General features: G+C 68.7%; 12 protein-coding genes. 5 read left to right on the top strand and 7 right to left on the bottom strand.

Features of this window, described 5'->3' with window-relative positions; translation table 11 throughout:
- Nucleotides 1–200: 200 nt before the first annotated feature.
- Nucleotides 201–1,721 carry a helix-turn-helix domain-containing protein gene (locus tag ACFVX6_RS31290; RefSeq protein WP_389697170.1) on the bottom strand — a complete coding sequence of 507 codons (1,521 nt, stop codon included), beginning with the start codon at nt 1,719–1,721 and terminating at the stop codon, nt 201–203.
- Between the two features lie 331 nt (nt 1,722–2,052).
- Here ACFVX6_RS31290 and ACFVX6_RS31285 point away from each other — a divergent pair, with 331 nt between their 5' ends.
- Together ACFVX6_RS31285 and ACFVX6_RS31280 are read left to right on the top strand one after the other, a co-directional pair.
- Nucleotides 2,053–2,772 carry a DUF4232 domain-containing protein gene (locus ACFVX6_RS31285; RefSeq protein ID WP_389697168.1) on the top strand — a complete coding sequence of 240 codons (720 nt, stop codon included), beginning with the start codon at nt 2,053–2,055 and terminating at the stop codon, nt 2,770–2,772.
- 410 nt (nt 2,773–3,182) lie between these two features.
- Nucleotides 3,183–4,142 (top strand): helix-turn-helix domain-containing protein, encoded by a 960-nt coding sequence (locus ACFVX6_RS31280; protein ID WP_389697166.1) that lies wholly within the window; start codon nt 3,183–3,185, stop codon nt 4,140–4,142.
- Nucleotides 4,143–4,410: 268 nt separating this feature from the next.
- Here ACFVX6_RS31280 and ACFVX6_RS31275 read toward each other — a convergent pair whose 3' ends face one another.
- Together ACFVX6_RS31275 and ACFVX6_RS31270 are read right to left on the bottom strand one after the other, a co-directional pair.
- The gene (locus ACFVX6_RS31275) at nt 4,411–5,916 is read right to left on the bottom strand and encodes an ice-binding family protein (protein ID WP_389697164.1); all 1,506 of its coding nucleotides are present in this window, start codon (nt 5,914–5,916) and stop codon (nt 4,411–4,413) included.
- A 747-nt stretch (nt 5,917–6,663) separates the two neighbouring features.
- The gene (locus tag ACFVX6_RS31270) at nt 6,664–6,864 is read right to left on the bottom strand and encodes a hypothetical protein (RefSeq protein WP_389697162.1); all 201 of its coding nucleotides are present in this window, start codon (nt 6,862–6,864) and stop codon (nt 6,664–6,666) included.
- A 609-nt stretch (nt 6,865–7,473) separates the two neighbouring features.
- Here ACFVX6_RS31270 and ACFVX6_RS31265 point away from each other — a divergent pair.
- The 3 genes from ACFVX6_RS31265 to ACFVX6_RS31255 all read left to right on the top strand — a co-directional run bounded on the left by ACFVX6_RS31265 (nt 7,474) and on the right by ACFVX6_RS31255 (nt 11,580).
- Nucleotides 7,474–8,475 (top strand): hypothetical protein, encoded by a 1,002-nt coding sequence (locus ACFVX6_RS31265; protein ID WP_389697160.1) that lies wholly within the window; start codon nt 7,474–7,476, stop codon nt 8,473–8,475.
- Between the two features lie 1,716 nt (nt 8,476–10,191).
- A complete protein-coding gene (locus tag ACFVX6_RS31260; RefSeq protein ID WP_389697158.1) occupies nt 10,192–11,034 on the top strand; it encodes a hypothetical protein in 843 nt (280 codons plus the stop codon).
- Between the two features lie 273 nt (nt 11,035–11,307).
- Nucleotides 11,308–11,580, top strand: a complete 273-nt coding sequence (locus ACFVX6_RS31255; RefSeq protein WP_389697156.1) for a cupin domain-containing protein — start codon at nt 11,308–11,310, stop codon at nt 11,578–11,580.
- Nucleotides 11,581–11,636: 56 nt separating this feature from the next.
- Here ACFVX6_RS31255 and ACFVX6_RS31250 read toward each other — a convergent pair whose 3' ends face one another.
- The 4 genes from ACFVX6_RS31250 to ACFVX6_RS31235 all read right to left on the bottom strand — a co-directional run bounded on the left by ACFVX6_RS31250 (nt 11,637) and on the right by ACFVX6_RS31235 (nt 14,239).
- The gene (locus tag ACFVX6_RS31250; RefSeq protein WP_389697154.1) at nt 11,637–12,458 is read right to left on the bottom strand and encodes a hypothetical protein; all 822 of its coding nucleotides are present in this window, start codon (nt 12,456–12,458) and stop codon (nt 11,637–11,639) included.
- A 359-nt stretch (nt 12,459–12,817) separates the two neighbouring features.
- A complete protein-coding gene (locus ACFVX6_RS31245) occupies nt 12,818–13,126 on the bottom strand; it encodes a hypothetical protein (protein WP_389697152.1) in 309 nt (102 codons plus the stop codon).
- On the bottom strand, nt 13,123–13,413 hold the full coding sequence (locus ACFVX6_RS31240; RefSeq protein WP_389697150.1) for a hypothetical protein: 291 nt from the start codon (nt 13,411–13,413) through the stop codon (nt 13,123–13,125). The genes ACFVX6_RS31245 and ACFVX6_RS31240 overlap by 4 nt, the downstream gene beginning before the upstream one ends.
- 88 nt (nt 13,414–13,501) lie before the next feature.
- The gene (locus ACFVX6_RS31235) at nt 13,502–14,239 is read right to left on the bottom strand and encodes a TIGR02391 family protein (RefSeq protein ID WP_389697148.1); all 738 of its coding nucleotides are present in this window, start codon (nt 14,237–14,239) and stop codon (nt 13,502–13,504) included.
- Nucleotides 14,240–14,291: the final 52 nt, after the last annotated feature.

Genomic DNA, 14,291 nt, shown 5'->3' with positions numbered 1-14,291 from the left:
TTTGTTTGTTTTGTTTTGGGCTTGGTTTTGGTGCGTTGTGCTGTGTCTGAGCCTCTGGGCGCGCGCGACCGCGGAGGTAATGTAACACGAGGCGGTGACGGCTGCGTTCGGCACGGACGAGTTGGTGGCGAGAGGTCGACTGCCCGGGGCGGAGGGTCCGGAGCGCGCGGCCGCTTTTCGGACCGGGTGCCATGGGTCTTTCATTCCGTGTCCGGCAGCCAGGCGTCTTTGTTCTCGTTGTACCAGTAGCTGTGGCCGGCGTTCCGGGCGACCGTGCGGAACGGGCGGCCGTGGTCGTCGATGCGGGTGGTGCCCTTGCGGTCGCCACTGCTCCAGGCCAGCTCCAGGTACCAGCTGACGTCCTGACCGAGTGTGGCGGCGTCGATGTTCAGCACCTGGGGGTCGGTGGCGGAGACCTTGTACGGGAAGTCGGTCGAGGCCGTCGGCCGCTCGCCCTCCTTGCCGGGTACGGGCCTGGCCCTCGGGGAGGAGTCGTCCAGGTCCACGGCGAAGGACGCCGGCACCAGCGCGCCGCCGCAACCGGCGCCCATGGTGTACGCGTTCCAGCCGGGAGCCTTGCGGCCGCTCACGACATGGACGTACAGCGCGTGCAGGACCGCGGCCTTGCCCTCGGTGCCCTGGACGGTCAGCTGCATGCGCAGGTGCCCCGCCGGGACGGCGTCCAGGGCCCGGGCCCACCCCTCGGTCGCCTGCCCGGCGGGGGGCGGGGGGACCGTGCCGGGTGCCTTGTCCAGGGCGAACCACTGGTCGCAGGGCGTGTCCCAGTTGTCGGGCAGGACGTTGACCGTGAACGGGGCGGTGGGGGAGGCCCCCTCCTTGGCAGTGGCCGGCGAGGTGGACGTTGCCGAGGAGGACGCGGACGTTGCCGAGGGGGACGACGGTCCGGGGCTGGACGGGGGTGCGGAATCGGCTGTGGGCGTGGGTGACGACGCCCCGCCGGACGGCAAGGCCGGGCCCGCCGCCGCCCGCTCGCGCGAGGACGGCTGGGAGGCGCCGCGGCGCGTGTCCCCGCGACCGGTATCTCCCATGGCGGAAACGGCGGCGGCGGTCCCCGCCACCGCGGCGGTGGCCACGGCGGCCGCAACGGCGAGCAGCAGCCGACGACGCCGGGCCCCCGGTACGGAGTCCCGGGCGCGGCCCGGCTGGATAAGGGCGGCGGGGGCGTGTGCGGGTGCCTCCGTCGCCGGTGCAGGGGCGGGGTCCTCGGCCGGTGACGGCGCGGGAGCGGGGGAAGGCGCCGGGGCGGGGGCCTCCGCCACGGGCGCCGGGGCGGACCCGGCCGCGGGCGCCGGGGCCGATGCGGGGTCGGTCTCCGCCTGCGGCCGGACCTGCGAAGCCTCCCCAGCCACCACCACCGCCGATGCAGGCGGCACCTCCGCCGCGGCGTCACCGCCCCGCGGCGCCACGGAGTTCGCCGCCCCCGACCCCGAGGCCTGCCCCTCCGTCACCCCCCGCCGCCGCTCCACCAGCGCCAGCAGCCACTGCCGGTGCAGCGCGACCAGTTCGTCGGCCGAGGCGCCGCAGACTCGGGCGAACCGCTCCACCGGCGCGTACTCCGTGGGCACCGCCGCGCCGCTGCAATAGCGGTGCAGCGTCGAGTTGCTGGAGTGCAGACGCTTCGCGAGCGTGCCGTAGCTGCGCCCCGAGCGCTCCTTGAACCCGCGCATCAGCTCCGCGAACCGCTCCGTCTCCGTGGCCATTCCACCCTCCCCCTCATCCCGGAAGCCCGTTCCAGGCTCACCCGATCGCCCAGGTGAGAGGGGTCGGGAGCGTTACAGGGTTCCTACTATCCCGGTCCGGACGCCACTGGGACAAAACCCGCCCCACAGTTGCGTCATCAGCCCGTCGGTCCGCAGATCGGATCGGCGGGCGGATACGGCAGTCGTCAACGGGAGGGCACCCACCCGCCCCACCGACCGCCCTCGGCCGCCTGCGGCAGCAGTCGACCGGAACAGCAGTCCCACCCAACGTCTCGTCAGGCAGGAAGCGGAAGCCTCCGTCTGACGACCGCACCGACACGGAGAGTTCCCCATGCGTACCTACCGACTCCGCACCACCGCCCTGGCCACCGCCACCGCCGGCCTCGCTCTGGCCCTGACCGCCTGCGGCGGCTCGGACAGCGCCGGCGGGCCGGCCGCGAACCCCGCCGCGACCAAGAGCGCGGACAAGCAGGTCTCGACCGGGACCGTGACGCCGTCCGGGGAGGGCGCCTCCGCCGCCCCGTCCGCCGGCAAGGTCACGGGAAACGGCGCGGCCACCGCCACGCCGGCGAAGGCCGGTTCGGGCGGCAAGGGCACGGGGGGCACCACCGGTGACTCCTACGCCTACACCCACCCCTGCTCGGCGCGGAACCTGACCGTCAAGGTCACTTCCCCGGCGGGCACTCCCGCGACCGTCCGCATCATCACCGTGACCAACAACGGTTCCACCTCCTGCGGTCTGGACTACTTCCCCACCATCGGCTTCAGCGCCAAGGGTGCCGCGCTCGGTCTCCAGGCCGCTGCCCCCGGTGGACTGGGCGGCGCCCCGGCGTACCCGGTGCACCCCGGCGCCACCGCGTACGCGGCCGTCAACCTCAACCCGTCGGGTGGCAACGGCCCCGTGGCCGACGAGGTCAACGTCCTCGCCGACAAGGAGCACATGCCGAACGCGGACGGCGTCAGCCTCCGGCTGGCCAAGCCGGGCAGCGTCGCCAACCCGAAGGTCGGCCTGTACCGCACCAACACCCGCGACGCGCTGAGCGCCTTCTGAAGGGAGTTCCGGGGCCGCGGCCCCGGCCGTCCCACGGGGTGTCTCGGCGGGCGGGCTCACCTGTCCTGTGCGCGACCGAAGCCGTCACGGGTGATCCATACGGCTTCTTACCGGCGGAGAGCGTCAGGTCGGAGCAGTCGAAGCGCTGGCATATTACGCAGAAACCTGCATCCGATGGCGGCCCCTTCGGGGTGATTCCGATTCTTCAGGTCACCGTGAGACGGCGTTCCGATTCCTCTTAATTTGAACCGGAAAATATGGTCAACCAGCTGAGGTTGAATGCGAGTTCAGGTCGTCTCCGGCTGGGGCAATCACCGTGCACGACACGGAGTCAAGGCGGATCCGGCGGCCCCGACCGTGGCAGTCTGTTCGCTAGTGCAAGGTCTATTTGGAGTGGAGGTACGCGTCTTGTGGGCGTCACTGTGAATCCCACCGTGAGCAGGCGCCGACTGGGGTCGGAGCTGCGCCGGCTCCGGGAGACCAGCGGTATGACGACGCAACAGGTGGCGGAGCGCCTGCTGATCTCCCAACCAAAGATCAGCCTGCTGGAGAACGGCCGCCGCCTCATCAAGCCGCGCGACGTGCGCGATCTCTGCGGGCTGTACGGAGTCCAGGACCAGCGGCGCGTCGACCACTTGATGCAGCTGGCGACGGAATCGGGTCAGCAGGGCTGGTGGAACTCCTACGGCGACATCCCGTACGGCGCCTACATCGGCCTGGAGGCCGAGGCGGCCGCGGTCCGTTCCTACGAGCCCATGGTCATCCCCGGCCTGCTGCAGACTCCCGCCTACGCCCAGGCGGTCATCGCAGGAACGATCCCTCACGCCACTGCCGAACAGGCCGCCACGCGTCTCCAGGTGCGGCTGCGGCGCCAGAGCCGGCTGGGCGTCGCGCGCAACCCGCTGCGCTTATGGGCCGTACTGGACGAATCGGCACTGCGGCGCGTCGTGGGCAGCCGCGAGGTCATGCGCGAACAGCTGGACCATCTGATCCACCTCGGCGCCCAGCCGCACATCACCCTGCAGGTGCTCCCTCACGATGTGGGTGCGCACCCGGGTATCTCGGGACAGTTCTCGCTGCTCGAATTTGCCGAGGCCACCGATGTGAGCGTGGTCTATCTGGAAAGGTTCACCAGCGACCTCTATCTGGAGAAACGATCCGACGTTCTTCTCTACAGCGATATGTACGCGCACCTGCAGGCCCAGGCGCTGAGCCCGGTCAGTACCCGGCGTTTCATCGACGAAGTCGTCAAGACGTACGGTCGTACGGAGTTCTTGCCCGACCCCTGCCCTTTGCCCCTGTCGACTTGTGACCGCCGGCCAAGGCAGGGAGTTCAGCACCCGCAGGCACCCTGTCCCTCGACGTCCTGACAGCCGGCCGGTCCGTGAATCCCGCCCCCGGCTGATCCTTCACCGCCAACTCCCTTCCCTGTGCGGCTGTTCCGAGCCGCCGCATCCGGGTCCCCCGGGGCGGTGCGGGTTACGGCGTTCCGGACGCCGCCGCATCCGAGCCCACTGAGCCCCTGGACGACGAGTCCAGGGGCTCAGCCGCGGAACGGCTGACAGGACGTCCTATGCGCTTGATCGAGCTTCGGCCCCACCCTTGGGCTCGGTGGTCATGCCGAGCGCTCGAGACCGGCTAGTCCTGTCGAGTCGCCGTACGTCGGACTCTCTTCATGGTGAAGAGGACCGAGCCTCCGATGAATGCGAGCGCGGCCGCGGAGGCGCCCATGATGCCGGGACCGCTGCTTGCGTGGTTCGCGGCGAGTACCGGCGACGCTCCCTCAGGCCGCTGGGGGTTGGCGGCGCTCACGGGGGTGAAGTTGACGCTCTTGGCCGTGTGGCCGGGAGCCAGGGGGCCCAGAACATCGTGGAGGTTGCCCGGCAGGGAGCTGGTCCATGGGGGCTTGCCGTTGCCGTTTTCCTTGCCGTGGTCGCCGTGACCGGGGCCGCCGTGGTCGTGGCCATGCTCGCCGTCGTCCTCGTCCTCGTCGTCGTGACCGTGGCCGGGCCCGCCCTCGTCGTGGTCGTGGTGCCCGTGGCCGTGCTCGTCGTGGTCACCCTTCCCGCCCTTGTCGCCGCGAGGCCCCTTGGGTCCTGCGGGTCCGGCAGGTCCGGCAGGTCCTGCGGGTCCGGCAGGTCCGGCAGGTCCTGCGGGTCCGGCGGGTCCGGCGGGTCCGGCAGGTCCGGCAGGTCCTGCGGGTCCGGCGGGTCCGGATGCGCCGACGGGGCCGGGGCTGCCGGGGGTACCGGGTGAGCCGTCAGGGCCGGGAGCGCCCGTCGGACCGGGACTGCCGATCGGGCCGGGGCTGCCTGTCGGGCCGGGGGCGCCGGGGCTGCCGGGGGTACCGGGTGAGCCGTCAGGGCCGGGAGCGCCCGTCGGACCGGGACTGCCGATCGGGCCGGGACTGCCAGTGGGGCCAGGAGAGCCTGTCGGGCCGGGCGAACCTGTCGGGCCGGGCGAACCCGTCGGGCCGGGCGAACCCGTCGGCCCGGGCGAACCCGTCGGTCCGGGAGGCCCAGGTGGGCCAACGGCGCAAGCCGCCCTCGTAATGGTGTTGTTGTCCAGCGTGACCGCGCCATTGCGCGCCAGGGCGCGGCCTTCGATCACGGCGCCGGTGTTCACCGAGATGGATTCCAGGGCCAGGATGTTGCCCTTGAACTGGGAGGTCGTGTCGATGGTGGCCGAGCTACCCACCTGCCAGAACACGTTGCAGGCATTTGCTCCGTTGATGAAGGACACGACACTCGCCGGAGCCGTGATCAGCGTCGACGCGATGCGGAAGATGAAGACGGAGGCGGGGTCGTTCTGGCCGTCGAGAGTGACGGTCCCGGTGATTCCCACTGTCGGGGACGAGTAGACGCCGGGAGCCAGCGTGAGTCCGCCGACTTCGGCGGAAGCGAGCACGGTTCCGGGTCCCCGGCCTGCCGCGTCGTTGTAGGCGGTGACGAGGTCGGTCTTCGCCTGAAGGGCGGCGGCATTGGGGGCAATGCGCTGCACTCCGTTGACGATACCGGGCGGAAAGCCGGTCACCGATGTGCCCGGATGGAGTCCCAGGTCGCCGTTGATGATGGTGGGGGTGTTCGTGTTGGTGACCGTCGAACCGGCCAGAACCGCGTAATTGGTGGCGGTCCCCAGTCCCACAGGGGCTTCCGCGGCGTAAGCGAAGTTCGGGACCAGGCTGGCCGCTGCGAAGAGCGCGGTGGGCAGCAGGAAGCTGCCTCCCCGTTTGAGCAGGCGGCCCCGGGGCCTTCTGACTGGTGGAGCTGACCGCATCGCGTCCAATGCCATAGCAGGCCTTTCTTGTTGTTTCGGTTCGCCGGCCTCCCGCAGGAGGAATCCGATCGCCCGCGACGATGACTGCTCAGGGCTGCACGCCCCCGGACCGGCCCTCCGCGCGGGCCCTCCCTGAGCGGGGGCCGCAGAACGACTCCCTGCCGACGATGTGATGTGCCGTCATGCGGGAGGAGTATTCACGCATATTGCACCGCAATAGACCGCAAATCGGAAAAAGGGTCTGCATGAGTGACTCGACGTCAGGAACGCGCACGCCGCGCCGCACGCTCGTGCGAATCCGTTGTGTCGTCAAAATGGAGAGCGTGCCGGAGTCCCCTACCGCCGCATCGCTGAACCGATGGGCATCTTGCGGCCGGCCGCGGCCTACGGCGAGCACGGCAAGGCGGGCGTCGCCCCCCCAGGCCGTTCGGGGCAGTGGTACGGGCGGGCGGCTACGAGAAGATCTGGGATCCGGTCGACCGGGCCTGCAAACGCCCCGGCTGCTGAGACGTCTCCGGCGGCCTCAAGGCCGACGTCGGGCGGGACGTGACAGGGCCCGGCCGGGATGACTGCGGACCGGCCGGGCCCTGTGTGTGTGGGCGAGCGTTGTTCTGCTCAGAGATTCTCGTCGTGCAGGTCCTCTTCGCGCAGCAGGTCGTCCTCGCGGCGGTGCGAGGTCTCCTTCTGACCCTGCTTCTGGCCCTGGTCGCGGGACGGCTTGCCCGGTTGGGCGTGCGCGGGGTCTCCGGGGCGACGGTGCTCCTGCGCCTCGCGGCCCTTGCCCGGCTCCTGGCGCTTGTCCTGCTTACCGTCCATGACGGCGACTCCTCTTGATGTGTGGGGTACGGATTCCTCTCGGATCACGCTGACACGCAGCGTGACGGTCTGCATCACGTCGACTACGAAGCGAGGCACACGGGTGACGCCGGTCCCCGATGCGGCGGCGCCGGGAGGTGGGGGTGCGGCTTTGTCATGGAGCGGATGACGGGAATCGAAGGCACGGTTGGGGCACGCCCCAATGATGGTGGCCACGAGCGGGCTGAGTCGCCCGGGATGCCTACGAGTCGGCGCCGCGGGTCGGCGGCTGTCGCCCCCGGATGCTTCCGCAACCGGTCAGCCGCATGGGCTCGTCGACCGGGCCATGGGGTCCCAGCCTTCTTGGTCACCGAGTCCGCGCAGCCAGAAGGCCGCCGCCTCCGCTGTCGTATGTCGGTATCCGGTGGCGGCGGGTCGGCGGGTCGGCGGGGCGGCTCGGCCTGGTCGCACCTACCGGAACCTGGTCCGTGCCAGTGCCTGTAATCCGTGGTCGGTCGTCATCCGCACCGTCAACTGCCCGTCATTACCCCTGAGGTAATCGTCTTCTCTGGCGCCCTCGAAGAGGCTTGATCCATCGAAGCGATCAAGCGATCACGAACGGGGAACGACATGAACATGCGGCGGTACACGCGCACCGGAGTGTTCGCGGCGGCCACTCTCCTCGCAGGCCTCACCATCGGTGCCGCGCCGGCCACCGCCACCGCCGAGGGCGGCGAGTGCGCCGAGGTCCGCGAGAAGGTAGACCGGCTCGAAGGGCGGATCACCCCGAATGCCTGCGCCTTCATGAAGCGGCAGATCGTCTTCGGCGAGGCCCCCGGCCTCCAGACCTACCTGGACATCTTCGACGAGGAGGCCAGCCTCTGGGAGGCCGGCGGCAAGCCCCAGCGCGGCCACGAAGCGATCGGCGCCTCGATCAGCAACTCACTCCGCCTTGCGCCGGACCTCCGCTACCGCGGCACGAACGTGGTCGCCGACGGCGCCGTGATGATGTTCGGCCAGCAGAACACGGTCACCCTCAAGGGCCGCAAGGTCAGCTACCCGCAGATCGCCCGCAACGTCCTCGGCGATGACGGCAAGACCATCCAGGCCCGCCGCTACTACGACCGCTACGAGCTGTTCCAGGTCTTGCCCGAGTCTCAGCGGCCCCGCCCCCTCTTCGCCGGCATCGCCGACCCGGCCGGCCCCGGACCGCGCGGAGCGGCTCCCGACCGGTTCCACGCCCAGGAAATCCCCGCCCGCCTCGCCGCCTGGAACAGCGGGGACGCTGCCGCGCTGGCCGCCCGTACCGGCAACGCCAAGCTGGCCGGGCCCGGCCTGGACCGGTCGCTGACCACCCAGGAGGGCAAGACCGCCTACCTGCAGCGGCTGTTCGAGAACGCCGACGTCGAGTTCAAGGCGGGCCAGGTCGCCTTCGGCCGCACCACCACCTACATCGAGTGGCATGGCACGATGACCGACCCCCACGGCACCGACCCCAACGGCACCGACATCCCCTTCGGGATCGTCGAGCGCATGGGCCCGAAGGGCGAGTGGGAGCTCTACTTCGACACCCTGCCGGTGATCGCGGACGAGGACGAGATCCGCGGCCTGTTCAAGGCGCTCGCGAGCTAGGTGCGCTCGTACACCGGCCGCTCCCTGAGCCGGCCTCCGGCCCCCGCGCAACGCGCGGACGCCCTCCCCCGCGAAGCCGGCAGCGACTCGGCGAGCAATCTGGAGCGCCATCAGGGCAGTTATGGCACGCGAATGGCACGCGGGCCGGGAATGGCTCAGACAACGAAGAAGGCCCAGGTCGCTGACCTGGGCCTTCTCTCAAGAGCGGATGACGGGAATCGAACCCGCGCTATAAGCTTGGGAATCTACTGCGCGGAGTCTGCCCGAATGGTCTCTGACCTGCGTAAACAGCACCCGCAGTGTGTGTCCTAGTGTCCTTTCCCGAACTGCTCCTGACCGCTGGTGACCGCTCTAAAGGGCACGGTTGGGGCACGGCCCTGCCAAGGCCCGGGTTGGATGTGGCCCTGGACGACGCGCACTCCCCGAATTGCGGCCGTCGACAGTGGGCGTCACCTGGGGATTGCTTCTGCAAGCGGTGGACGGAGGGGCCAATCGCTCTCCAGATTGCCGGCGAGCAGGGATGAGGACCCTCTCCGACTCAGTTGAAGCGCAGGGTTACCCAAGGCTGGGCAGGGACAACGCCGCCATGGTGAGAGCATGCTCCTTGGCTACCTATCGAGGTAGAAGGCCACCCATCCCCGCACCGAGCGGCTGATGGCATCTCCACTCGGGTGACTTCTGCGGGGGAATTCTCTATCCGTTCTGCTGCATCCACGAAGCCCGGGAGGCAACTTGGATGATCCAGGACAACTCGCGCAGCTTGGCCGGCCAGCTCACGCTTCTGCTTGTAGGCGGCGGCTATCTGGTACTCCGTGGCGGGGGTCGCGCCCAAGTCTCCAAGGTCTCGGGGGAGTGAGCGGCTTAGCTGAAGGTCAAGAAGATGCTGGTCCCAGCGCAGGACCATTGGAACCCGGACAGCACCTGCTTCCTGATCGAGTGCCATGGCCTTCTCGCGATGAGGCTCGCACGCTGCTTCCCGCTGGCTCTCCTGCCATGCTGACCAGCTACACGAAGTCACGCTGCCCAGGATCGCGAGCGCTACAACTCCGAGCCCGGCAATCGCCGCACGGGCATTCCGCCGTTCCTTCCGCTCCGCCTCGACGCGCCGAGCCCGTTCAGCGTCTGCCTGAGCGACGCGATCGGCCTCCGTCGCGTGGTGCCGGCAGGCTTGACCACGCACTTGAGGAAGTTGGCAGGGCGTTCCCTTCTGCGTGGGGCGGCCGCAGCGCGGCGCCTTCGGGCGTATCCGGGGGCGGGGTCTTCTGCTGGGCACGCCACGCATTGTGAACCATTGGTTCGCCATGACATAGGGCACGGCAACCAGAAGCCTGGACGGGACCCGTTGGGGCCACCACCTTGGGAATCTATGGCGCCCACAGTGCCTATGTGGCCTCTGACCTGCAAGGATCGGTCACTGAGTCGCTCCTCGTGAGGACTTTCCCGCGCCGGTGTTGACCCCTCTTCGCCGCCGCCAAGGGCGCTGATGGGGCACGCGCCCGTCGGTTAGGTCGCGTGGAGTGGTCCGGCTTGGAAAGCCCCGCGACGATGTGCGCATCTGTACGTTGGTGCCAAGCGCGCTTTGCGTGAACAAGGTGGCCGGTTTTGGGGATCCTTGTCTCCTTCGTCCCGACCGCGCTGGCGGTTGTACGGAGCCCAGTGGTGGCTGCGCCATCAAACCAGTCGATGCGGCACCGAAGGCGCGGTTAACGTCTCCGCATGGATGATTCCCTCTCATTCGAGAGCTTCCTTGAAGGTGCGAGGAAGGCTGCGCACAAAGCCATGGATGATCACGCGCGTGGCGAGTACGACGAGTTCGTTCTCCACGCGGGGGTCGCCATCGAGCGGCTGGGTAAGGCTGTTTTGGTGGGGAAAAATCCCATATATGTCGCGGAGATGCGGGGCAGTGCAGAGATGCTGTTCCACCTCGGCGGTCACCGAACAGCGGGGAAGGTGCGCACCATCGGGGCGGCCGAGACGGTCAGTCGACTGCGAATTCTGCAGATCCTGCCTGCTGATGGGCAGTTGGACCTTCTGATCGACTTGCGAAACGGCGTGGCCCACTCGACGGGAGGCGAGCAAGGGAGAGCCCTGCTAGCGACCGTGGCGAAGTCCGTGCAGGCCCTACATGTAGAGCTGACCACCCCCCTTGCATCTTTCTGGGGGAGATGGGACAGCGCGGTCCGTATTGCCCTTGATCACCAGCGTGATCAGACCGAACGCGAGGTCCAGGTCCGAATCAGGCAAGCTCGCAATCGCTTCGCTGACCGCTTTGGCGACCTTCCGGCTGACCTCCTGGAAGGTGTGCGGGCCCCGCTCAGGAGCCGTCCGAGCAAATGGTTCCCTGCCGGGATACACAAAGAGACCGGCGAGCCTGGGCCCCCTATGGGTTGGTTTCCGTGCCCAGCTTGTGGAAACAATGCGCTCATCGTTCTGGCGGCACAGGACGAGGAGCCTGACATGCACGGTGGCTTCCTCGGCTGCGCATTGTGCGGGCTCCGGCTGGAAGGGACCGTAGAGCTTCAGGCTGCGGAGCTGAGTCTCCCCGAGGGCTCCGTATGACACTGACCATGCGAGGACTTCGCTCTGCTGGCCCCTCGGCCATCTCCGACGCCACAGTCCTGGCCGCCGGAGTCGCTGCCTACGCGGTACATCGCGCGGTGATCGCACGCAAGGCGTGCCCGGCTCATCTGCCGCTGCGCCGGGAAACGCGTACCCCCTGCCCCCGCCCTGCCAGGCCAAGGCGCGCACCGAGGGCACCGAGGGCCGCCTGTCCTGCTGGAGGTCACCCGGGTCCGTGATATTCCCCGGCACACCCACCACCTCGCGGACGAGATGATTTGTGTCCTGGAGGGCGAGCTCGGCGTGCACTTCGACGGCGAAGACCTCGCCATCCCCGCCGGCTCGTTCATCCTCCTGCCCAAGGGCGTGCCGCACGCGCTCAGCTGCGCCACCGCCCCGCGTGCTCCAGGTCTCCTCGCCCGGCGGCTGGGAGTGCTACCTAGAGGACTTGGCCGAAGCAGGACCCGCCACCACCCCGACGGATCATTCACCCCAGCCGACCTCAACCCCATCGCGGCTCCCCATGGCGTCCAGTACGAGGAGTAGCTGGCCGTCCGGGAGCTATGGGTAGGGCCCAGGCGCAACTGTGAGGCCTGCCGTCGTCACTTCCCGGGTGCCAGCTCCAGGATTCGCCCGACCCTGTGCCAGCCCCCCACAACGATTGCTGCCAGCACGGCGCAACCCAGAGTGAGCCATGGCTGTAGCTCGCTCCTCACGCCTGTGGACGGCAGCACCAACGATGCCGCTACGGCAGCCACCATCGCGATGAGAATGACGAATGCGACATGAAGTGACTCTCGGACCTTGGTGCGAGCAGCGGATACGGGAGTGACGTCCGTCAGGACATCCGGCGATAGCAGTGCTCCGATGCGGCCCTCCGCACTCCGTTCACTGATTGTCGCCAGCATCGCTCCCAGCCGTGGCAGCGCAGTATCCGGCTCGACGTCGATCCGGAGCGTTTCTGCTCGAAGTGCTCCAACGACCAGAGCGGCGTGATGGCGGACGACTCCCCGCCGAGCTGATCGTCGGCGGATCGTCCCTGCATAGCGATGTGCCCGCAGGATGGCGTCCTCAGCTGCCTCCAGAACGCGATCCAGATCGCGAAGGCGTGGTCCGCGTTCCCCGGGCTGCTCGCGATAGGTATCTGCGCAATGACTGAGGGCTGCTTCGATGCGGATCGTTACTCGGTGGCGGTAGTGAGCGCCCCGCGCCAGGCGCCGCTCGAACATCCACCAGAACGGCGTGATCCACACAACTGCCGCCACGATCATGAGGGCCAGCTGGTCCCACCCCCGCATGGGAGTTTGCGTGGCGGCCTGCTGTATCACCCACAGGAAGTGCTCTGCTCCCCTTTCGACAGTCGCGATCTTGTAGTGCACTGCCAAATCGCGGAGGGCATAGGCGAACACTTTGATCATCTTCATGCCGAGCCATACGGCGAACGCAGCGCCAAAGACCGAGCCGTAGGGAACAGTCTCAAGGGTCAGGCGGCTGTCCCGTATCGCTCTACGGGTGTGTGGAAGTTCCCTGCCTGCCAGCCCAAGTGTCCGCAGTGACCGGTCGAGTGTGCGTAAACGGGTGCCGATCTCTCGCTGGTTAATCTGGATGCGGTGGGCCCGGAATCTCGACCACGCTCGTAAGGCATGCGGAGTCAGCTGCCGTGGTAGCGCTTCGGCCAGCCTCAAGTTGCCCCCTCCCTCGGTACTGATGGACCGATGGTGCAGGGAAGTGAGCGGGACGGCTGGTTACTTTGGAAAAGATCTTGGCGGACCCGGCTGTGCGGTCAGCTTGCGACGCGAGCCGCTCGTTCGCGGAGTTCTTGCGCTTCCGGAACGCCGCTGTACCGGCGCAGGCGGACCCGCATGTCTTGGAGGGCGGCCTGGACTTTGACGGAGCGGATGCCGTCGGCGCAGTCGAGGAAGTCGCGCCGGGTGGCCAGGGCGCCGTCGATGTCGCCTTGGCGTAGGCGGACGCCGCCCAGGTCGGCGAGGACGATGGCGCGGGTGCGGCGGTGGTCGAGGCCGTGGATGTCCAGGGCAAGGTGGAGTTGTTCCTCGGCGGCGTCGAGGTCTCCGAGGCGGGAGAGAATCATGCCGGACCCGTGTGCCCAGCGTCCGGGGGAGTAGTGGGCGGCCCAGAGTCTCCGCCCGCGGCGGCTGGCTTGCCGATGGCGGTCTCGGACATGGCGAGGTGTTTGGTGGCCAGACGGCGGTCGTCGTCCTGGGCGGCGGCGTTGGCGAGGGTGGCCTCGTAGTAGGCGATGGCACGCGGGTTGTAGAGGTTGCGGCCGTACTCCACGCAGGCTTCGCCGAGCTGGACGGCCTCGGCCCGGTAACCGAGGTCGACACATTGCACGGCGAGGCCTCGGAGGGCGGTCACCGACAGTTCGGGGTCGCCGGCTCCCGCGGCCAGGCGGAAGGAGTGCGCGTATTAGCGCTGGGCGGCGAGCCGGAGCCCGCGGATTGGCTCACGCTGTCTCGACCGTGGCGCTATCCACCCACCGAGCGAGCACGCTGAAGGCGGCGAGCTGTTCCAAGGCCTCGTTCTCCGCTAGCTCGGCAAGGCCGTCCTCGTGGCTGTTGGGATTCCGGATGCCCGCGAAGCAGCCCTCGGCGAAGGCCATCGCGCCGCGGTTGATGCTGCGGAAGGTGTCGCCACCGTCGTCCTGGCCCAGGCGCAGGCGTGGTTCGCCCGGCTTGGCAGGGTTCTGCGAGAACGCGCTCTGGAAGAGCTTCGTCTCGCTCAAGTCGCGCCGTGCAAGCTTGTTCTGCGCCTCCGCGTTCACCTTCCGAGCGGCCGCCGTCACTGCCTCCCGGTAGTGGCCGCTCTGCCATAGCGCCCGTGCGCCTTCCCAGACCCACGGATGCATCATGGCGGCGCTGACTAGCGGTGCGTTATCGCCGAGCCTTTCCCGGATCTCCTCGGCCCGCCGCAGGGCGACGTCGGCCCGCTGGGCGGCCTCGCGGTGCTGAAACCAACGGTTGACCCTCTTGTTGCGGTCGTCCGGCACCTCGGTTCGCCAACGAGGGAGCGCTCGGTCGAGGATCTGTTCCACCACTTGGGCGCTCGCGACGATGTCATCGCTGGCGCCGCGATTGGACAGGCGGGGAGAGAAGTCCACTACACCGGGTGCGTCTTCCGGCCTGTAGAGCGCGGTCAGTTCGAGGAAATGCGCGAGCTCCTTGCGAGCCCAGTCGGTATCCATCTGTTCATCCTGCCGGTCCACACCGACAGAGCCCCCAGGATTAGCCAGCCTG

It is taken from the genome of Streptomyces sp. NPDC058289, assembly GCF_042880975.1.
Taxonomy (GTDB): Bacteria; Actinomycetota; Actinomycetes; order Streptomycetales; family Streptomycetaceae; genus Streptomyces; species Streptomyces stoeckheimensis.
Note: the sequence above shows the minus strand (reverse complement) of the source record. Positions and strands in the feature narration are given on the sequence as shown.